At 36.0% G+C, this 20,791-nt stretch carries 20 protein-coding genes; 6 read left to right on the top strand and 14 right to left on the bottom strand.

Features of this window, described 5'->3' with window-relative positions:
* The first annotated feature begins 152 nt into the window (after positions 1–152).
* On the top strand, positions 153–1,148 hold the full coding sequence (locus tag FNW21_RS06875; RefSeq protein ID WP_144256006.1) for an NAD(P)H-dependent glycerol-3-phosphate dehydrogenase: 996 nt from the start codon (positions 153–155) through the stop codon (positions 1,146–1,148).
* A gap of 67 nt (positions 1,149–1,215) precedes the next feature.
* On the opposite strand, the gene FNW21_RS06870 is transcribed toward FNW21_RS06875, so the two are convergent.
* The 6 genes from FNW21_RS06870 to FNW21_RS06850 form a co-directional block, all read right to left on the bottom strand.
* Complete coding sequence (locus FNW21_RS06870; RefSeq protein WP_144256005.1) at positions 1,216–2,817, bottom strand: fumarate hydratase; 1,602 nt, start codon at positions 2,815–2,817, stop codon at positions 1,216–1,218.
* Positions 2,818–2,904: 87 nt separating this feature from the next.
* A complete protein-coding gene (locus FNW21_RS06865) occupies positions 2,905–4,344 on the bottom strand; it encodes a nucleoside recognition domain-containing protein (protein ID WP_144256004.1) in 1,440 nt (479 codons plus the stop codon).
* A gap of 3 nt (positions 4,345–4,347) precedes the next feature.
* Positions 4,348–4,473 carry a hypothetical protein gene (locus FNW21_RS16685; protein WP_262710618.1) on the bottom strand — a complete coding sequence of 42 codons (126 nt, stop codon included), beginning with the start codon at positions 4,471–4,473 and terminating at the stop codon, positions 4,348–4,350.
* A gap of 63 nt (positions 4,474–4,536) precedes the next feature.
* Entirely contained in the window at positions 4,537–5,250 is a 714-nt protein-coding gene (locus FNW21_RS06860) for a 3'-5' exonuclease (RefSeq protein WP_144256003.1), read from the bottom strand.
* A 96-nt stretch (positions 5,251–5,346) separates the two neighbouring features.
* On the bottom strand, positions 5,347–5,817 hold the full coding sequence (locus FNW21_RS06855) for a methylated-DNA--[protein]-cysteine S-methyltransferase (RefSeq protein ID WP_144256002.1): 471 nt from the start codon (positions 5,815–5,817) through the stop codon (positions 5,347–5,349).
* A gap of 66 nt (positions 5,818–5,883) precedes the next feature.
* Positions 5,884–6,630 (bottom strand): lysophospholipid acyltransferase family protein, encoded by a 747-nt coding sequence (locus tag FNW21_RS06850; RefSeq protein WP_144256001.1) that lies wholly within the window; start codon positions 6,628–6,630, stop codon positions 5,884–5,886.
* 362 nt (positions 6,631–6,992) lie between these two features.
* Between FNW21_RS06850 and FNW21_RS06845 the strand changes: the two genes are divergently transcribed.
* The 4 genes from FNW21_RS06845 (at position 6,993) to FNW21_RS06830 (ending at position 10,959) form a co-directional block, all read left to right on the top strand.
* Positions 6,993–8,429, top strand: coding sequence for a circularly permuted type 2 ATP-grasp protein (locus tag FNW21_RS06845; RefSeq protein WP_144256000.1), 1,437 nt, complete (start codon positions 6,993–6,995; stop codon positions 8,427–8,429).
* A gap of 110 nt (positions 8,430–8,539) precedes the next feature.
* Positions 8,540–9,481, top strand: a complete 942-nt coding sequence (locus FNW21_RS06840) for an alpha-E domain-containing protein (RefSeq protein WP_235889598.1) — start codon at positions 8,540–8,542, stop codon at positions 9,479–9,481.
* Between the two features lie 4 nt (positions 9,482–9,485).
* Positions 9,486–10,430: a transglutaminase family protein gene (locus FNW21_RS06835; RefSeq protein WP_144255998.1), complete on the top strand. Its 945-nt coding sequence runs from the start codon at positions 9,486–9,488 to the stop codon at positions 10,428–10,430.
* A gap of 124 nt (positions 10,431–10,554) precedes the next feature.
* Positions 10,555–10,959: a DUF547 domain-containing protein gene (locus FNW21_RS06830; protein WP_144255997.1), complete on the top strand. Its 405-nt coding sequence runs from the start codon at positions 10,555–10,557 to the stop codon at positions 10,957–10,959.
* A 55-nt stretch (positions 10,960–11,014) separates the two neighbouring features.
* Here the strand turns inward: FNW21_RS06830 and FNW21_RS06825 are convergent, their stop codons facing one another.
* The 6 genes from FNW21_RS06825 to dut all read right to left on the bottom strand — a co-directional run bounded on the left by FNW21_RS06825 (position 11,015) and on the right by dut (position 17,494).
* A complete protein-coding gene (locus FNW21_RS06825) occupies positions 11,015–12,445 on the bottom strand; it encodes a peptidoglycan DD-metalloendopeptidase family protein (RefSeq protein WP_144255996.1) in 1,431 nt (476 codons plus the stop codon).
* A gap of 139 nt (positions 12,446–12,584) precedes the next feature.
* The gene (locus FNW21_RS06820; RefSeq protein ID WP_144255995.1) at positions 12,585–13,817 is read right to left on the bottom strand and encodes a murein hydrolase activator EnvC family protein; all 1,233 of its coding nucleotides are present in this window, start codon (positions 13,815–13,817) and stop codon (positions 12,585–12,587) included.
* Positions 13,818–13,837: 20 nt separating this feature from the next.
* Complete coding sequence (locus FNW21_RS06815) at positions 13,838–14,608, bottom strand: DUF4292 domain-containing protein (protein WP_144255994.1); 771 nt, start codon at positions 14,606–14,608, stop codon at positions 13,838–13,840.
* Complete coding sequence (locus FNW21_RS06810) at positions 14,605–15,957, bottom strand: tetratricopeptide repeat protein (RefSeq protein ID WP_144255993.1); 1,353 nt, start codon at positions 15,955–15,957, stop codon at positions 14,605–14,607. Before FNW21_RS06810 ends, FNW21_RS06815 begins: the two co-directional genes overlap by 4 nt.
* A gap of 6 nt (positions 15,958–15,963) precedes the next feature.
* Positions 15,964–16,974 (bottom strand): sugar phosphate nucleotidyltransferase, encoded by a 1,011-nt coding sequence (locus FNW21_RS06805; RefSeq protein ID WP_144255992.1) that lies wholly within the window; start codon positions 16,972–16,974, stop codon positions 15,964–15,966.
* Between the two features lie 85 nt (positions 16,975–17,059).
* Positions 17,060–17,494 carry a dUTP diphosphatase gene (gene dut / locus FNW21_RS06800; RefSeq protein WP_144255991.1) on the bottom strand — a complete coding sequence of 145 codons (435 nt, stop codon included), beginning with the start codon at positions 17,492–17,494 and terminating at the stop codon, positions 17,060–17,062.
* A gap of 34 nt (positions 17,495–17,528) precedes the next feature.
* Here dut and FNW21_RS16680 point away from each other — a divergent pair, with 34 nt between their 5' ends.
* Positions 17,529–17,657 (top strand): hypothetical protein, encoded by a 129-nt coding sequence (locus FNW21_RS16680; RefSeq protein ID WP_262710617.1) that lies wholly within the window; start codon positions 17,529–17,531, stop codon positions 17,655–17,657.
* 43 nt (positions 17,658–17,700) lie between these two features.
* On the opposite strand, the gene FNW21_RS06795 is transcribed toward FNW21_RS16680, so the two are convergent.
* A complete protein-coding gene (locus FNW21_RS06795) occupies positions 17,701–19,167 on the bottom strand; it encodes a lipopolysaccharide biosynthesis protein (protein ID WP_144255990.1) in 1,467 nt (488 codons plus the stop codon).
* Positions 19,168–19,350: 183 nt separating this feature from the next.
* Complete coding sequence (locus tag FNW21_RS06790; protein ID WP_144255989.1) at positions 19,351–20,790, bottom strand: AAA family ATPase; 1,440 nt, start codon at positions 20,788–20,790, stop codon at positions 19,351–19,353.
* Between the last annotated feature and the right edge of the window lies 1 nt (position 20,791).

Here is a 20,791-nt window from a genome sequence, read left to right as displayed (position 1 = left end):
TTTTATATTGTGTTCTAAAAGCATTTTTATTTATTTATTTTATTTATTAATTTTCAATTCCATTCAAAACGAGCATCTACAACCATCTTGTGTCTTTTTTATTTGTATAATAGGTGCATTTTTAAGTACTTTTGATTAAATTTAATAAAAAAATGGCCGAAAATCTAAAATTTGCAGTAATTGGTGGGGGTAGTTGGGCAACTGCTATCGCAAAAATGTTATGTGTAAATCTTCCCGAGATTTCATGGTATATGCGAAATGAAGCTGCCATAGAACACATTAAAACGTACAAACACAATCCTAATTATTTAAGTTCTGTAGAGTTTGACATCAAGAAACTCCAGCTCACTACTGATATCAATGAAGCGGTTGCTTACGCTGATTATATAATTTTTGCCATTCCGTCCGCTTTTTTGGATGCTGAACTCGAAAAATTAACGGTTTCCTTAAAAGATAAAATCATCTTTTCGGCCATAAAAGGAATTGTTCCCGAAACAAGTTTAATCGTTGGGGAGCATTTTCATTACAAATATGAAATTCCCTACTACAATATTGGCGTAATTACTGGACCTTGTCATGCCGAAGAAGTCGCATTAGAACGACTTTCGTACCTGACAATTGCCTGTGGTGATCCTAAAAAAGCGAGTATGGTGGCTAAACATTTGTCAAGTAATTATATCAAAGCCAAAATTTCGGATGATATCATTGGTACTGAATATGCCGCAATGCTCAAAAACATATACGCCATAGCGGCAGGAATTGCCCACGGATTGGGGTATGGCGATAATTTTCAATCGGTGTTGATGAGTAATGGAATTCGGGAAATGAAAAAATTCATCAAGAAAGTTCATAAAATGAAACGCAACATCAACGATTCCGCTTACTTGGGCGATTTATTGGTTACTGGATATTCTATTTTCTCTAGAAACCGAATGTTTGGTAATATGATTGGCAAAGGCTACACTGTTAAATCAGCAATGATGGAGATGAGCATGGTCGCCGAAGGGTATTATGCTGCCAAAAGTGCCTACAAACTCAACCAAGGTTATGGCGCAAGCACCCCAATTATTGATGCTGTTTATGCTATTTTATACGAAGGAAAAAATGCAAAAACCATTTTCAAAAAATTAACAGACGAATTGGATTAATACTTTTTTAAATAAAAAAAACCTAACTATACTTTAGTCAGGTTTTTTTTTAAACTAAAAAGAATCGTTACAAATTTTCAAAAAAATCATTTCCTTTATCATCTGTAATAATAAAAGCGGGAAAATCTTTAATTGTGATTTTGCGAACGGCTTCCATACCTAATTCTTCAAAATCGACTATTTCAACCGAAAGAATATTCTCTTTGGCCAAAATTGCCGCTGGACCTCCTATGGAACCCAAATAGAATCCGCCATAGGTTTTGCAAGCATTCATCACATCTTTGGTTCTATTTCCTTTAGCTAGCATGACCATACTACCGCCATTTTTTTGGAATTCTTCTACATAAACGTCCATTCTACCAGCTGTTGTTGGCCCGAAACTTCCGGAAGCCATTCCCTCTGGTGTTTTGGCTGGGCCTGCGTAATAAATTGGATGATTTTTAAAATAATCGGGCATTGGTTGACCAGCATCCAACATTTCTTTGATTTTGGCATGCGCACTATCACGTGCAACAATCAAGGTTCCATTTAATTTTAATCTAGTTTTAATTGGGTATTTAGACAATTCAGCAAGAATAGCTGTCATGGGTTGGTTCAAATCAATTTCGACAGCGGGTTCTAAATGGGGTGCCGTTTCTGGCAACAAGCGTTTTGGATTGACTTCCAATTGTTCTACAAAAATACCGTCTTTGGTAATTTTTCCTTTTATATTTCTATCGGCAGAGCAGGAAACGCCCAATCCAACAGGGCAGGAAGCTGCGTGGCGTGGCAACCGAATCACACGAACATCGTGTGTGAAATATTTACCACCAAATTGTGCTCCAATATGACTTTCTTGGCAAATTAACTGTACTCTTTTTTCCCATTCTATATCTCTAAAAGCTTGGCCAGCCATATTTCCAGAAGTTGGCAAATGGTCAAAATAACCTGCTGATGCTTTTTTGACAGCTGATAAGTTCGCTTCCGCAGATGTTCCTCCAATTACCAAAGCCAAATGATAGGGCGGACAAGCCGAAGTTCCCAAATCCATTATTTTGGCACGAATGAATGCATCCATGGATTTATCATTCAACAACGATTTTGTTTGTTGATACAAATAGGTTTTATTAGCCGATCCGCCGCCTTTTGCTAAAAACAAGAACTCATACGAAGCACCTTTTTTGGCATAAATATCAATTTGTGCAGGAAGATTGGAACCCGAATTTTTTTCCTCAAACATCGAGATGGGTACAATTTGCGAATACCGAAGGTTTCTTTCCTGATAGGTATTAAAAATTCCTCTCGAAAGCCACTCGGCATCGTCAACTCCTGTGTAAACGTTTTCGCCTTTTTTGGCCATTACGATTGCTGTTCCCGTGTCCTGACACGAAGGCAATTCGCCATCGATAGCCACAGCGGCATTTTGCAATAAATTATAGGCCACAAAACGGTCGTTATCTGTTGCTTCGGGATCGTCAAGAATGGCTTTTAGTTTTTCTAAATGTGCAGTTCGCAGCATAAAAGAAACGTCTTTAAGGGCTTCTTGAGCTAATAATTCCAAACCTTTTGGTTCAACAGTCAAGATTTCTCTTTCGCCTAGTTTTTCTAGTTTTACAAAATCGGAGGTGATTTTTCGGTATTGGGTATCGTCTTTTAAAATAGGATACGGATCCTGGTATATAAAGTCCATAATATGATTTTTTGAAATGTAAATATAAGAATTGTTGCCAAAATTAGAACTGATTTATATCAACTTATGGTTTAGAATTGTTATAAATTAAAAAAACCAGCTCGCCACAAAAATTGCCGTAATGACACAAATTAAATCAACTATAAGCATTGTTTGTAATGCATAACGGGTGTTTTTTATATTAACCGAACCAAAGTAAACTGCAATCACGTAAAAAGTACTTTCGGCGCTGCATTGAAAAATACTACTTAGTCTTCCTGTCATCGAATCGGCACCAAAAGTGTTCATCGAATCGATCAAAAATCCGCGAGAACCTGCAGAACTAAATGGACGAAGCAAGGCTACTGGCAAAGCATCGGTAATATCTTTACTAACTCCTAAATTAGAAAAACCAAATGCAATCCAGTTGCTAATAATTTCAAATAAACCAGAGTTTCTAAATAAGGAAATAGCCACTAGCATCCCCAAAACATAAGGAAAAATGGTAACGCCTGTTTTAACACCATTATTGGCACCAGCCACAAAGGCTTCGTAAACAGTAGTATTTGCGGCTGTAAATTGCTTCTCTTTAATGAAAGCAAAAATCAAAGTAAAAGCTATAATTCCAACCAATATTAACGCCGAAAGATTCGCCGTAAAATAGTTTTTGCCTATTAAATCCAAATGGTTTACATACAGCAACAAACCTACAATAGCTGCAATTAACACCATCAAGGTTATAACCAAGGACGCGCTTTTGAAATTGATTTTTTGTCGTATTCCAACAATTAAAAAAGCCGCAATTGAGCCAATAAAAGAGGTAATAATACACGGTAACATCACATCGGCAGGGTTGCTGGCATTGGCGGCAGCCCGATACCCAATGATAGAAGTGGCAATCAAAGTAAGTCCCGAAGCATGCAAGCACATAAACATAATTTGGGCATCGCTAGCCTTGTCTTTGTCGGGGTTTATTTCTTGCAAACTTTCCATCGCTTTCAGTCCAAAAGGGGTTGCGGCCGAATCCAATCCCAAAAAATTGGCGGCAAAATTCAAGGTCATATAGGAAATCGACGGGTGATTTTTGGGAATACTTGGAAACACTTTTACAAATACGGGACTCAATGCTTTTGCTAATTTTTCAGACGCTCCAGATATGATTAAAAGCTCCATCAAGCCACAAAAGAAAGCCAAATAGGCCATAAGTGGCAAAATCAAATCCAGCAATGTGCTTTTGCAAGTAGGCAACAAACCATCGGATTTCTGGACACCACTGAAAATTTTAACGGTTTTGTTTTTATACACATAAGTCGTGTCAGCATTTAAAGTATCTCTATTGATAATAAAGGTTTTTTCTTCCGATTTATTAATACTGTCTTTTATAAAAACAGGAATCTGATTGATATATTTTTCAGAAATTAAAATAGGATCATCTTTTTTTCCGTTCAAAACACTGTCTATTGTGTAACTGTGACCAGAAAACAAACTTATTACCACAAAAAGTATGGAAGAAATGAAAATTACCAGCCAAAATCTACTTAATACCATAATTTATAATTTTTGTAAATGTAATAAATCAATGTCAATATCAATTGCAATGATAATGGCAATGGCAATTTGAATTGCAATAAAAGAATTTTCAAATATCAAAAAATGCTTCTTATTTTCTAAAGACATTAGCATGAAGTATTTTTCAAATTGTAAGAGAGGTTGATATTCACATTGATATTGCCATTGTTTTTAAACATGAATAATCTCTTCTTCGATCAACAAATCCTCTCTTCGGAGACGAAGAAAAATTTGAGCTACGGCGATAGTGTCTTTTTCACAATAGGTTACAATTCTGTCAATATCTTTTTCCACATAAAAAACATGACCTACTTGACTGCCATCAATATCGCCTTTTGGGGAAGGAATTCCAAGGACTTTGCACATTAATTTCAAGGAAGTAAAATGCTTGTAATCGCCAAATTTCCATAATTCTAGCGTATCTAAATGTGGAATTTCCCAAGGTTTTTTGCCAAATAAATTGAGCTTGCTGGGAATGGCAATGTTGTTAATAATCATTCGGCGAGCGATAAACGGAATGTCAAATTCCTTGGCGTTATGCCCGCACAAAACGTGTTGCGGTTGGTTGAAATGATTGTTCAGAAGGTTGATAAAATCGTGCAAAATTTTCTTTTCTTCGCCAAAAAAAGAAGTTACTCTAAAATTCCGAATATCCCCTTTGATGACAAAAAAACCTACTGAAATACACACAATTTTGCCAAACTCTGCCCAAATTCCAGCTCGGTCATAAAATTCCTCGGGCGTAAAATCCTCTTTGCGTTGGTACTGGGTTTTGTGTTCCCATAGTCCTTTCATTTCGTCATCCAAGGAATTGAAATCAGCTACTTCTGGAACGGTTTCGATGTCGAGAAATAAGATGTTGTTAAGGTTAATTTTTTCTATCATAATCTAATTTTTTGAGCCATGAATTCACGAATTTAAAGAAAAATAGAAGAGCGAGTAATAAAACGATAGAAAATTCTTGTATTTATAGCATTTTTTTCAAAATAAACGCTGCTGATGGGTTGGGTTTTCGTGTTCGAGTAACCATTTTTTGCGCCACAAACCGCCTGCATATCCGGTAAGCGACCCATCAGTTCCTATGACTCTGTGGCAGGGAACGACAATCCAAAGCGGGTTTTTGCCATTGGCAGCGGCCACAGCACGAATGGCTTTGACATCGCCTAATTTCTTGGATAATTCAAGATACGACATCGTTTTACCAAAAGGAATTTCGAGTAATCCTTTCCAGACTTTTTGCTGAAAATTAGTGCCGGATGGATTTAATTGGAAGGTAAAGTTGGTTCTTTTTCCATCAAAATAATCCGTGAGTTGTGTGGCGGCTTCTTGCAAATGAAAGAGAATTATGCCAGAAACCTCGCCTTGTTCCATAATAGAAATTACGGCAATTCCGTTTTCATCACCGCTAATTTTGGCGATTCCTAAAGGCGTTTTGATGTGGGCTGTTTCCATTTTATAAAAGTAACTAAAAATTACACAAAATTAGCTGGTAAGTAAGGATTTACAGGGCGTTCGCTTTTAGTTTATTTTTTGAAATGCAAGAAGTTGGTCGTAAATAATGTGCCAAACTTGTTCTCGAACTGATTTGCGATCGGTGGCAATTTTGCCTTTCGTTTCGATTAACGGATGGATTTTTGCGCGTAATAATCCAGGACTTCCACTAAAAAAGGTATAGGAAAAATGTTTTTTATTATCGGCAAAAGTAATGGGCAAAATGGGGATTTGATGTTCAATCGCCAATCGAAAGGCACCGTCTTTGAAACTATCCAAAAGAATTGATTCGTCATTAGGAACACCGCCTTCGGGAAAAATACAAATGCTCAATCCTTGCTTAATGCGGCGTTGTGCGCTATTGAAAACATCCATTTTGCTTTTGGGACAATTGCGGTCGACAAGAATACAGGTTCTTTTGTAGAAAAAACCAAACAAAGGAATCTTCGATAATTCTTTTTTGCCCACAAATACAAATGGTTTTTGTACTACTGCAAGCATCAACATAATGTCAATCATTGAAGTATGATTGGCAACTAGCATATAACTTTTGTTGGGTTCCAGTTCGTATTGCTTGTCTATTTTATAATAAAAACCCATTCCAAAAAGGATGCATTTTGCCCAAATTCTAGCCATTTTAAAAAAATAAGGGTACCCTTTTTCGGAAACAATAGAAGCTACCAAAAAAGGAAACATAATAAGAATAGGAATGGTAATCATAACATAAAACCAAATCCGCCAAAGTATCCAAAAAAACATTTTAATCCCTCTCATAGTGTCAAAAGTAAGAAATACGATGTAATTTTAGCGCAAACAATCCCATTTGTGACCTTCGATTTTAGAAAATAAATAAAAAATAAGAAAAATACTTAAAATTTTGTCTTTAAAAGTGACTATCATTTGTTGATACCTTACTAATCACTGAAATTGTGTTTAATACAATACGAAATCGAAAAAAACGGCAGGCAGAAAAATGAGAATTGTCAAAAAAACAATTGCCAAAAAAAGAATCCTACATAAATTATTAAATAGTCAGCAAAACAGAAAATACATTCAAAATAATTTGATATTTTAGCTAATAATAGTGCTTTTTTACGCCAAAGAATAATAATAATTAACTTTTTAACAATAAACGCATGGTAAATTTGACGCCAAAACTAAATCCAAAAGGTTGGGATGAAATGTTTTCTAACGATGGTGTGCGTGATTCTTACAGTCAAGTCCTCCATACGCTACAAAACCTAAACAAGGAAAGTCTTCAAGACAAACAAAAGCAAGCCTCTGATTTTTTTATGAATCAAGGGATCACATTTACCGTTTACAGTGATGACAATCAAGGAATTGAACGCATTTTTCCTTTTGATATTATCCCAAGAATCATTACACAACAAGATTGGCTTGAGGTAGAAAACGGCATAAAACAACGGTTGGAAGCTCTAAATTTATTTTTGGAAGACATTTACAACGAGCAAAATATCATTAACGATGGCATAATTCCAGCTGCATTAATTGCCTCTTGCCCGCATTATATTCAGGAGGTTCAAGGCATAAAAGTCCCGCACAACATCCACGTACATATTGCAGGAATCGATTTGATTCGGGGCGCCAAAGGCGAATTTTATGTACTCGAAGACAATTTAAGATGCCCAAGTGGGGTGAGTTATATGCTAGAAAATAGAGAGATAACCAAACGTATTTTTCCAGACATGCTTACCTCAAATAAAGTGAGTATGGTGGGGAATTATCCCATGATTTTTCACTCCATTTTGGTTTCGCTTTCGCCAAGGAATGTTGCCAATCCAAATGTCGTTTTGCTCACACCAGGGATTTATAACTCGGCTTATTATGAGCATACTTTTTTGGCTAGGCAAATGGGAATTCCGCTGGTAGAAGGGCGTGATTTGGTCGTTAACAACAACAAAGTGTATATGAAAACCACCTCGGGATTGCACCAAGTAGATGTTATTTACCGCCGTTTAGACGATGAATATCTGGATCCATTAGTGTTTAAACCCGACAGCACATTAGGAATTCCTGGACTTATTAGCGCTTATAGACAAGGGAATGTTGCCATTGTAAATGCCGTAGGAAATGGTGTTGCCGATGATAAGGCCGTTTATGCCTATGTGCCTGATATGATCAAATATTATTTGAACCAAGAGCCCATTCTTAAAAATGTACCCACCTACCAAATGGAAAATTTGGAAGAACGAGAAATCGCTTTTTCTGATATGGAAAATATGGTCATCAAGGAAACGAATCAAAGCGGTGGCTACGGAATGATTATGGGCAATAAAGCCACGCAAGAAGAACTGGATAATGCCAAAATTGCCATTGCTGCCAATCCTCGAAATTTTATTGCGCAACCCATCATACAATTAAGCACCGTGCCTTGCTTGATTGATGGCGAACTAAAGCTCCGCCACGTAGATTTAAGACCGTATGCCTTATGTGGGCCAAAAGGAGTTCAAATTGTCCCTGGCGGACTCACAAGAGTTGCCTTGACCGAAGGTTCACTAGTGGTAAATTCCTCACAAGGTGGCGGTAGTAAGGATACTTGGATTATTAAATAAAGTTAAAAAAGGACAACTAAATCATGTAATCGATTTAAAAACAAAAATTAAAAAACGCATAGAAACCCAATTAGCTCTTTTAAAAAAATTACCACCATATGAAAGTAAATATGCTCAGTAGAGTTGCAGATGGAATGTTTTGGCTCAACCGTTATATGGAGCGAACAGACGGAATGTTGCTTACATTAAATACCTGTTACATTTTATCATTTGATAAAGAAACCGAAGATTGTCAAGGATACAAACCTTTATTAGAATTTTATACCAACTTGTCTAACGAAGAGATTTTAAAAGTACAGAACGATACTAATTTTGTTTTAAAATACATCATTTGCGACAATGGAAACCACAATTCTGTCAAAAATCTTATTATAAAAGCCCGCGAAAATGCCCGAGGATCACAAGATAAAATAACCAAAGAATTGTGGGAACACATCAACTCGATGTACCACTATATGAACTCGCCTGATTTGCCCAAAAAACTAGAAACTTCTGACGCCTTGAATATTGTCACTAAACTCAACAAGGATTTATTACTGTACAACGGGATTTTGCAAGTAACCATGCCAAGAGGTTTGGGTTGGTGTTTTTCGTGCATTGGCAAGCATATAGAACGTTGTTTGCAAACCATTTCGATGACACAAGCCTACTATTCGCCCATACAATACGACCTAGAAGGGAATGAAGATTTAATGTATTGGAGGCGATTATTATTGTCTTTATCTGGCTATGAATTGTACTTAAAAAGCTATAGCAATATTTCCCACAACCGCAAAGTGGTGCAACAAGTTGTTTTTAATAGAGATTTTGCACACTCGGTGATTTACACCTTGGATTTGATAGGAATTTATTTGAACAGTCTCTTCAAAGACAATACTTTGAATGAGGCTAGAACGCTGCACAATCAATTTGGCCGACTCAAAAGTTATGTTGAATTTACCGATTATCACAACCTAACCAACCAACAATTAGAGGAAGTGTTACAAAACACCAAAACACAATTGATTCAATTCTCGACTGATTTTTCTAAATTATTCTTCTCTTATACCTAAAAAAATGGCAATTTTCAAGATCGTACATACTACCAAATACCACTATAACTGGCCTATAAAAGAAAGCATAAATGAGATTCGATTGTTTCCGCATCATTTTGAAAATCAAGATGTTTTGCAAGACGAACTTTTTATAACCAACAATCCTGAAGTAGACTTTTCCAAAGATTATTACGGCAATCGTGTGGGGAATTTCAACATGCTCGAAACGCATTCGCAAATGACCATCGAAACACGAATGATTGTTCGCGTGAATCATTCCTTAAAAATACCAGAAATTGATTTCACCAGCGTTCAAGATTTAGAAAAAGAGAAACAAAAAAGCATCCTGTTGCTCCGCCTTGGCTATCCCGAGGTAATCCAAAAACAATCCGAAATTGATGCCATCATAGCCGAAATAAACTGTGAAAACAAGTCCATAATTGAAATTGCACAACAATGCAACTCCTATATTTATGACCACTTTACCTACACCAAAGGAATCACCAATATAGCAACTACGATAGATGAAATTTTAGACATCCGAAAAGGTGTTTGCCAAGATTTTGCTCATATTTTATTGCAACTGTTGCGCACCATTGGCATCCCCGCTCGGTATGTGAGTGGTTATATATGTCCTAACAAAAAAGGAATGCGAGGCGAAGGAGCAACCCACGCTTGGGTCGAATTTTTTACACCCAATCAAGGCTGGCTCGGTTTAGACCCTACCAATAATATCTGGACCATGGAGAACCACGTAAAACTTGCGGTGGGACGAAATTTTAATGATTGTACGCCTGTAAAAGGAACTTTCAAAGGATTAGCAAGGCAAACACTATCCGTTAGTGTGGCTATTGGTTATGAAGATGGAAGTAAATTTGAAGAAATTAACGATGTAAAACTGCAAGAAATTCCGTTTGAAGCACAAGAACAAATCAATTATATCGAACAATTGCAACAACAACAGTAATATTTAATAACACATACAATACCATTTAGTAATACTAGATTCTTGTAACAAATGTACATTTGAACTCGCTTGTTTTTAAAATAAATGCCACTATTTATAGATTTTAAATGAGAAAGACATTATTATGGAAAATTATTACATATCATTATCGCAAAGGATACTTGCTCTCGCAAAATCTGGCGAAGATACTTCATCGCTTAGAAAAGAGCTGTATTATGTCAAGCAAAGTTTTCTGGTCAAAAGATTGGATACAGATGACTTAAAAAAAGAATTTTGGCAAAATATTTACAATGCCTATTTTTTAATTATTTCTCAAGAGCCTAAATTAAAAATATCCGTTTACAAACGAAAAAGAATTAAAATCATGCATTCCTTATTGTCACTTGACGAAATCGAATATGGAATTTTGAAAATACCAAAATACAAATTAGATTACTTTAATCTCAACGCTTTGTTTTATTCAGGAATTGTAAAAAAATTATCCGTTTCTAAATTTGATACTAATTTCAAACTAGACAAAATAGTATAACCGAAAATTCCTCAAAAAACCATTTATAAAGGTGTTTCCCGAGGAATTTTTATATTTACCTTCCTGACAACCATGATTTTGGATTCGTGTAGGTTGTGTTTTGCGAAAGCATGAATTTCAAAATCGTTTTCCCTTCTGCATTGGTTCTAATTTTTCCTAAACTTTGTTTGATACTTACTTTATCGCCTTTGCTTACGTTAACCGAACTTAAGTTTTGGTACACCGTAAAAAAATCCCCGTGCTGAATCATTACCGCTTTATTGACTGGAGACAAAACAATTACCGTTGTCACTTCCCCGCTAAATACGGCTCGGGCACTAGCACCTGAATCAGTAGTTATTTCTAAACCACTGTTGTGAATGACTAACGTTTTGTAAACGGGATGCGCTTGATCGCCATATCCAAGTGATATGAATCCTTTTTCTACCGGCCAAGGCAATCGGCCTTTGTTGGCTCTAAAATTATCCGAAACAACTTGTCCCTCGGAAGTTAAATCGATTTTGGTAGAGGAAACAGGCGCAATAGCAACGGTTGTTTTTGGATTCTCTTTTATAGGCGCTATTTCCTTTACAACTGGAGCTGGCTTGGTTTTTATTTTGGCATTCTCGACCGTTTTGGTTCTAGAATTTTCGATAGCTCTGGCTTTTTCAACGGCGGCTCTATCGGCGGCTAGTTTTTCGGCGGCGGCTTTGTCCCGTAGTATTTTATCACGAGCGGCTTTTTCCTTGGCTGCTTTTTCTACTGCTGCTTTTCTATTGGCTTCGGCAATGGCTTGACGAATTAATCGGTCAATTTGTTTGTCGATATTTCTTGTTTCTTGCTGTTTTTTCTGAATGTCTTTGGTGATTTTGTTTTTATCTTTTTTGATGGAATCAACTAATTTTTGTTGTTCTATTTTTTCAGATTCTAATGATAAACGCTCTTTTTCGTTTTGAGAAATAAGGATTTGTTTTTGGGTTTTTTGTACGTCTAATTTGTCATAAAAGCGCGAAAGTTGTGCTGTTTTATACTGAATTTCTTCACCTTGAGCTTTTCTATAACTGGTATATTGTTTCATGTATTGCGCTCTTTTGTACGCCTGCAAAAAACTATCCGATGACAATATAAACATAGCTCTACTTTGTTCCGATCGGCTTTTATAGGATTTCAAAATCATTTTAGCATAATCCTCCTTGAGCAACTCCAATTCTTTTTTGAGTTTGTTTACTTCTACTTGATTGATGTACATATCATTACTCAAAAGCTTGGTTTGAATCTCGGTGGTATGAATAAGATTTTCTTTGAGTTGGATTTTATTGGTTTGCAAAACAATGACATTTACAGCCGTTTTTTCTTGTTTTTTTACGGTTTGCAATTGTTTCTCGTTATCTAAAATTTCTTGTTGGATTTTGGCTTTACGGATTTCTAATTTTTCTTGCAAATTTTCTTGACTCCACATATAGGAAGTCAAAAAAATAAAAACGAAACTTAATAGCAATTTTGGCATGAAACAGTATTTTTTGCAAACTTACTTAATTCTAAATTAGGAATTAAAAAAGCACTATTTATTCTTTGAAATAAAACGTGATCGCTCGTTGAAGGTTATAACGAAGTGGTTCAAAGTGGATGCGTTTTTTTGAGTCCAACTACATATTAAACAACCAACTTGCTGGATTATTGTAGGTTGTGTTTTGAGAAATGGTGAATTTCAGAATCGTTTTTCCCTCGGAGTTGGTTCTAATTCTACCTAAATTTTGTTTAATATGGACTTTATCGCCTTTGCTTACTGACACGGAACTCAAGTTTTGATACACCGTGAAACAATCCCCATGCTGAATCATTACCGCTTTGTTTACAGGCGATAAAACAATAATACTAGTAACTTCGCCAGCAAATACAGAACGAGCGTTTGCACCAGCCTCGGTAGTGATTTCAACGCCGCTGTTGTGAATAACCAATGTTTTGTAAACGGGGTGCGTTTGATCGCCATAGGCCAAGGACACGAATCCTTTTTCTACTGGCCAAGGCAATTTTCCCTTATTGGCTCTAAAATTATCGGCTAGTATTTTGGCTTCGGCGGTTAGGACAATTCTTGACGACGAAACGGCATCGGTGGCGGAACCTCCATTGGCTGCGGCTGCTTTTCTATTGGCTTCGGCGATGGCTTCTCGAATTAATCGGTCAATTTGCTTGTCGATAACTCTGGCTTCTTGTTGTTTTTTCTTGTTATCGGCAATGATTTTATTTTTGTCTTTCTTGATAGAATTGACTAGTTTTTGTTGCTCTTGCTTTTCTTTTTCGAGCGTCAAACGTTCTTTTTCGTTTTCGACAATCAGTTTTTGTTTGGCGGTTTTTTGAACGTCTAATTTGGAATTATAGGTTACCAGTTCACTTGATTTGGACTTGATTTCTTCGCCTTGCATTTTTCGGTAGCTGGTATATTGCTTCATATACTGTGCTCGTTTATAGGCTTGCAAAAAATTTTCGGAGGATAGTAAAAACATGGCTCGACTTTGTTCGGAACGGCTTTTGTATGATTTTACAATCATCTTGGCATAATCTTCCTTGAGGATTTCGAGTTCTTTTTTGAGTTTGTTGATCTTGACTTGATTGATGTACATATCGTTTCCTAAAAGCTTGGTTTGCTTCTCGGTGGTGTGGATCAATTTTTCTTTCAGCTTTATTTTATTGCTTTGTAAAACGATGACATTTACGGCCGTTTTTTCTTTTCTCTTAACGGTTTGCAATTGCTTTTCGTTGTCTCTAATTTCTTGTTGAATTTGAGCTTTTCGTTGTTCTAATTTTTCTTGTTGCGTTTCTTGGCTCCACAAAAAAGAGCTAAAAAATATAAAAAGCAAGGTGAGGATACATTTTGGCATGGTAACTATTTTTAGGATACTTACTTAATTAGTATTTTTTTATACCCATTGGGAACGCTGTACGGAAAAGAAAGTTCTTCGTTGAAAGTTACCGTGGTATATCCTAAACTGATTTCGGATTTTCCCTTTTTTTGGTACGTATTAATGATAACATTCGAAGGCAATATTGCTTCTTTATAAGTTTTAACACCCGAATAAGCGACTTGAATCATTCGGTCTTCCGCAGTTTGGGTAATCTGTTGTTTGGTAACCAAATAGCTTATGGCGTCTAGAAAGAATGTTTTTTTGGTGTTTCCATTCGACAAATCATCTAATCGATAGGTTTGATCGGCTAATGAATCAGCGTATTTTCCGTTTTTCAAATTATCAATCGCTTCGCCTAGTAATAGGTTTTGAATTTTGGCAAAGTCCAAATCAGTACCTAACCATTGGCTTAAACTGCTAAAATCACCTTCAAAATAACTGCCGTTTATTTTTTCGTAATATTGAACTGCCGTTGGCGTAATTAATGCTTTGGCCATTGTTATTCCTAAAAACCGAATGCTGACCAAAATTTGTTTGTCCTTTTCGATTTTGATTTCGGCAGTGACATTTTGGGTTTGCTTATCATTGGCAAAACGAGCATTTGACTTAATATATAATGTAGAAAAATCGTTTTTATTGTTGTAATGTTTTTCGATTATAATTTCGGAATTCAACCGTTTTACGGGTTGTACCTCTTGAACAGCCACGGATTTCGATTTGCACGAAAACAGCAGTACTAGCAGTATTAAACTTAACCCTTTTTTCATTGTTTTTTATCCTTTATTAATTGATTGGCTTTGGTAAAATAATACTCTTTTTTCTTGAAATCGCCCAATCCATTGAAGGCTTCGCCAAGTTGAATAGTAAAATTAATGGCTAATGTACCATCATCAACCACATAATCCAAGCCCATTTCTAGAAAATCTTTGGCTTTTTTGTACTGCTGCAATTGGTTGTTGGCCAATCCGGAGTAGTAATACAACTCGGGTTGGGTTGGGTACAACTCGATCCATTTGTTGGATTGGGTTGCTAGTGCCGCAAATTGTTTTGTTTCGGTGTAAGATTGTAGTAGCGCCAAACTCGTGGCTATGTTTGGGTTGGGTTCTTTTTTTAAAGACCATTTATAGTAATGAATCGCTTTGTCAAACTGTTTTTTGGTATAATAAAAAGTGCCTACTTCTTTGGCTACATTAATGGTGGTATCAGTATCAAAATAGGCAATTGCTTTATCCAAATCAGGCGCATATTGCGGATTTTTGGTGGCAAAAATCAAAAACTCGTTAAAAATACGGTGTTTTATTTTTGCATCTATTTTGGCACTTGCCAAAACAATATTCATAGCATTTATGGCTTTGGGAGCGTCATTATTGTCTACATATTCTTTAAACAAACTCACTTGCGCCCACTCCGATGTGGGGATTTCGGTGGCTAATTTTTGAATGGTTGTTTTTATTTTGACATCATCATTAGCTTTGGCATACAAATAAAGGAGTGCAATATAATTCGATTCTACTTTGGGATATTTATCTATTTGGGCAATTAAATTGGTGATTTCTACGTCCTGATATTTGCCTTGTGATACAATTTGAAGTTTGTATAATTCTCGTTGATCTGATTTTCCTACGGTATCATTGAGTTCATTGATGAGCAGCAAGGCTTTATCCAATTGATTGGTTGCCATGTAGAGCGAAACCAAATCCTCCTTGAATTTTGGGTCTAGGGGAATTAAGTGCGTCAATGTAGCAATGCCTTGATTGTAATTTTTGATTTGGTAACTGGCCTCGTACATACCGATCCAAAACCATTTGTTTTTGGGGTCGATTTGGGCGGCTTTTTCAAAATAGGTGTAGGCGTTTTTATAGTCTTTTAAGGCTAAATAATTTTTTCCTAATTCCGAATAAATTGTTGCATCATCCGGTTGGATACGCAGGCATTTTTCGAGAGCTACGATAGCCTTGTCGTTATTTTCGATTCCTTTTTGAAGTAACGATTCATAAAAAGAATCCTGAAATTCAGAATTTACCATAGTAATTTCGTTTGGCTCCGTTTGTGCGACAAGCACAAACGGAAAACCAAATATTCCTATTAGAAGTACAACTATGGACTTTTTTTTCATTTGAATTTATTCTAAAACCGAATAATCGCCAATACTAATTGCTGTAAAATTACCGTCAAAACTAGCGTGATTTCCAATCATGGCATTGTCTAAATGGGCATTTTTGATGTGCGAATGCGTTTGCACCAAACTATTTTTGATGGTGCTATTCAATACGTGACAGCCCTCGCCTAGCGATACATTGGGGCCAACGGTAGCGTTAATCAAAACTACATTTTTGCCAATATAACACGGTTGAATAATCGTTGCATCTTCTAGTTTTACAGTTGCATCGACCAAGTCTTCGCCGTCGTTGTGCAAGAAACCTAGCATTCTCGAGTTCGTATCAACCGTTACGTCCTTGTTGCCACAGTCCATCCATTCCGCTACTTTACCAGGAACAAATTTCATGCCTTTGACCATCATTTGTTTAATTCCATCGTTAATTTGATATTCGCCACCGTGAATAATGTTGTTGTCGAGGACTAATTGCAATTCGTTTTTCAGCAGGGCTACGTCCTTGAAATAGTAAATCCCAATAACGGCAAGATCGGAGACGAATTCCTTGGGTTTTTCGACTAGTTCGATGATTTCGTTGTTTTCGTTCAGGTTGATTACCCCAAAAGCTTCCGGTTGATCGACTTGTTTTACCCAAATAACGCTATCTGCAGTTTGATCTAAATCGAAATCAGCACGTATCAAGGTATCGGCATAGGCGATAACGGCTGGGCCGCTCAAGGAATCTTTGGCACACATAATGGCGTGACCGGTTCCTAGTGCTTGGTTTTGATAATAAATAGTGCCTTTGGCTCCTAATTTTTGAGCAATAGCTAGGAGTTCTTCTTCTACTTTTGTGCCAAAACTTTCGTGAATGATAAAGGCAATTTCTTCGATATCTTGGTTCAAAACGCCTGCAATATCCTCGACTAATCGGTGTACGATTGGTTTTCCTGCCACTGGAATCAATGGTTTTGGGATGGTCAAGGTATGTGGGCGAAGGCGGGAACCACGTCCTGCCATAGGTACTATTATTTTCATGTTTTTTATTAAAAGGTTAAATGATTGAAAGATTTAAAAATTCGTGACAAATTTTTAAATTTTTCAATCTTTGATTTATTAGATTTTATTTCACTCCCGTACTTCCAAAACCGCCTTCTCCCCTACTGGTTTGGGATAATTCTGGCACTTCGATCCACTGGGCACGTTCGTGTTTAGCAATGATGAGTTGTGCAATGCGTTCGCCGTTTTTGATTACGAAAGCTTCATTTGATAAATTTACTAAAATAACTCCAATTTCGCCACGATAATCGGCATCGACTGTTCCTGGGGAATTGAGAACGGTAATTCCGTTTTTGAAAGCCAAGCCGCTTCGCGGTCGTACTTGCGCCTCATATCCTATGGGTAATTCGAGGAATAATCCTGTTTTTATAAGGATTCGTTCCAGTGGTTTTAGGGTTATTGATTGGGTTAAATTAGCTCTCACATCCATTCCTGCTGATGCAATGGTCTCGTAACTAGGAAGCTCGTGTTGGGATTTATTAATAATTTTGATTTGCATTTTTTGTTTTTTAATAATTTAGATAACTGTTTTTATGAAACCAAGTGCCCTAGCCGTGATGGAAATGGCATCCTTTTACTCCAAAAAAACTAATTTTTATGAGCCAAAAAGAGCGACCAAAGAAGCTCCTTTTTGGGTTTATAAAAATGTTTTTTGGGAGTAAAAGATAGAGTGGACAGCGCGATTGGCTTCTAAATAATGTGTAATTATTTCTTTTTTCGGTTTATGATTTTGATTAAAGTTTCTTTTTCGTTGTGATAGATGAAATATAAAAAGAGGATTAGCAATGTAACGCCTACGTAATAATTTTCGCGGAAGCCATAAAATGAAATTGCCGAAAAGCTGGTTGACAAGGTTAAATATCCTGTTATTTTCTGGATATCATACGGTATGGGATAGTATTTATTACCAAAATAATACGATATAAACATCATAGTCCCATAGGCTGCAATGGTGGCAATTGCAGAGCCGTAATAACTCATACTTGGGATTAACAAAAAGTTCAAGCCAAGGGTTACAATGGCTCCAACGATAGAAATATAAGCGCCAATATAGGTTTTGTCAATAAGCTTGTACCAAACAGAAAGATTGGTGTAAATACCCAGGAAAAAATTAGCTAATATAATGAGCGGCACGACTTTCATGGCCTCCCAATAGGAAGTATCCCGAATCATAAAAAACTTCAAAACATCGGCAAAAACAATAACGGTTAACAGTATAAAGGATCCAAAAATGACAAAATACTTGGTTATTGTGGCATAGGTTTGTGGTGCATTTTCGTTTGAAGCATGACTAAAAAAGAAGGGTTCAATACCCAAAGTATAGGCGGTGCGGTACAAAACCATGAATAATCCTAGTTTGTAACAAGCGGAATAAACCCCTACTTCGGCTTCGGCAATGTTAGCGGGTAATAATTTCCCCAAGAGTATTTTATCAAATTGCTCGTTGATGGCAAATGCAATTCCGGCAATCATAATGGGCAAGCCGTAGCGAAGCATTCGTTGCCATAATTGGGTATCAAAATTCCATTTGAGGGTGATATAATCCGGTAATAAAATGATAAATGTTAGTAAACTGGCGATAATATTGGCGATAAAAATATAGCCAATTTGAAAATTTTCGATGTACAAAGACGCAAAAAAACCATTGGAATTTGCGGTGGCTATTTTGGGCAAAAACATCAAAAAGAAAACGCTTAAGGAGAGATTAACGACTACATTTCCTATCTTGATTGCCGCATAGTACATTGATTTTTGATACGCTCTTAATCTTGAAAAAGGGATAATCACTAATGCATCTAGTGCCAAAATCCAAATGGTATACGTAATGTATTGCACATCGATTCCAGACCAAACGGATAAGGAATTCCTAAAGACTAATGCCGGAAATAAAAACAATATGGTAGACCAAAAGATAGAAACCATACTGGTTTCGACAACTCTTTTTTTGTTGGTTTCGTTGTTGTAAAAACGAAAAAAAGCGGTTTCCATTCCATACGCCAAAATAACATTGAAAAATATCATGTAGGCAAATATGATGGATACTTTTCCGTACTCGGCTTTGGGAAGCAAATGGGTGTATAGCGGTACTAATAGAAAGCTGAACATCCTAGGTAGTACCGTTGCGAGTCCGTAAATAGCGGTTTGTTTGAAAAGATTTTTATATAAACCCAAAATGGTGTGTTGATTACTGTTTGTAAAACAAAAATAACCAAATTCTTTGGTTATTTTTTATGTTTTCTGAATGAAAAAGCCAATTGTTATATAGATATTTATAGTAATTTCCATTATTACAGTATTCACAAAAATGGAAACCATTATTATAATTGTATTTGAATACTTTTTGGGATTAAAAATCTATCTTTGAAAAAAACTGGCTTGCTTTTGAGTTTCTGTGGGCTCTGGAATGTCGACCTCTGTAAATGTTTTTAATATTTCTTGATTCAGCAATGGCAAATTAACTATTCTATTAGCTTGATTTTGAACACATTTTTCAAATAAATTGCGAACTACTCTGGCATTACCAAAATTCTCATCTTTTTTGCAATGCAACAATTCAAACGTATCTGTTAGTTTTTCTTCGGCATCAGCATCAATTACAAAATCGGAACTTTTGCAAAAATTTTCAAAAATTAAAAATAATTGCTCTGGAGAAAAATGGTTAAAACGAAAAAAACGATTGAATCGAGAACGCAATCCTGGGTTAGACTCTACAAAATCTTTCATGGGTTCTGTATATCCAGCCACAACAACTGCCAAATCTCCCCGATGGTCTTCCATTCTTTTCAACAAGGTGTTAACTGCTTCTGAACCATAATCATTACCAATAGCATTTTGGGTCAACGCATAAGCTTCATCAATAAACAAGACACCTCCCAAACTTTCTTCCACAACTTTATCCACTTTTGAAGCCGTTTGTCCCACATAACCCGCAACCATTCCTTCCCTATCAGTTTCATACATTTGACCCTTTGACAAAAAACCCAAATGCTTGAATATCCTGCTCAAAAGTCTAGCAACCGATGTTTTTCCAGTTCCCGGAGGTCCTAAAAATACAGTGTGCAAAGTAACATCAATGTTTTTTAATCCTTCGAAAGAACGCTTTTTTTGAATTTCTAAAAGGTTTATCAGTTCATAAACATCTTTTTTTACTTCCTCCAATCCTATTAATTGTTCTAATTCCTGAAGTACTATTTCCAGAGAATCATTCTCGGAAATAGAAGTGACATCCGAATTTTCAATTTTTTCGACAGTTGCTTTTAAACCAATAAATGTTTCAAAATTCTTTTTATCTTTAAAAATAATATCATAAGAATGCTGGAGGAAGTTTTGATATTTATCTAAAATCCATTCGTGTTTAGGATTTTTTATTTCCAATAAAACACTTGGAATAAAGTATTTTTGGTCATTTGGTTTTGACCAAAGCAAACTGTTTTCATTTTTGATTTTTGAAATATGCTTTTTGAAATTTTCGGTAGAAACCAACTTATTTAGAGTCTTAGCCTCTTTTTCATCAGCAAAACTGGCATTTCGTAAAGCATCATAATAATAAGCTAAAGTGAATCTTGCTTTGTCGTCTTCTTTCCCCAAACACAGATTGTACATTGCTATACAATCTGAAATGAAAAAGTGCTCCGCTTTTGACAACAATCCATTCGAATTATTGGAAACGACGAGTTGATTTATTTTTTGGATAAATAAATTCTCTTTATTTAATTCAGCACAAATGGCAAGGATTTTAGAGGTTTCTTCTCTTAATTCTTGAATAAATGAAGCGTTAAAAGCCATTATTTTCATG

It is taken from the genome of Flavobacterium restrictum (assembly GCF_007097245.1).
GTDB classification, from domain to species: Bacteria; Bacteroidota; Bacteroidia; order Flavobacteriales; family Flavobacteriaceae; genus Flavobacterium; species Flavobacterium restrictum.
Note: the sequence above shows the minus strand (reverse complement) of the source record. Positions and strands in the feature narration are given on the sequence as shown.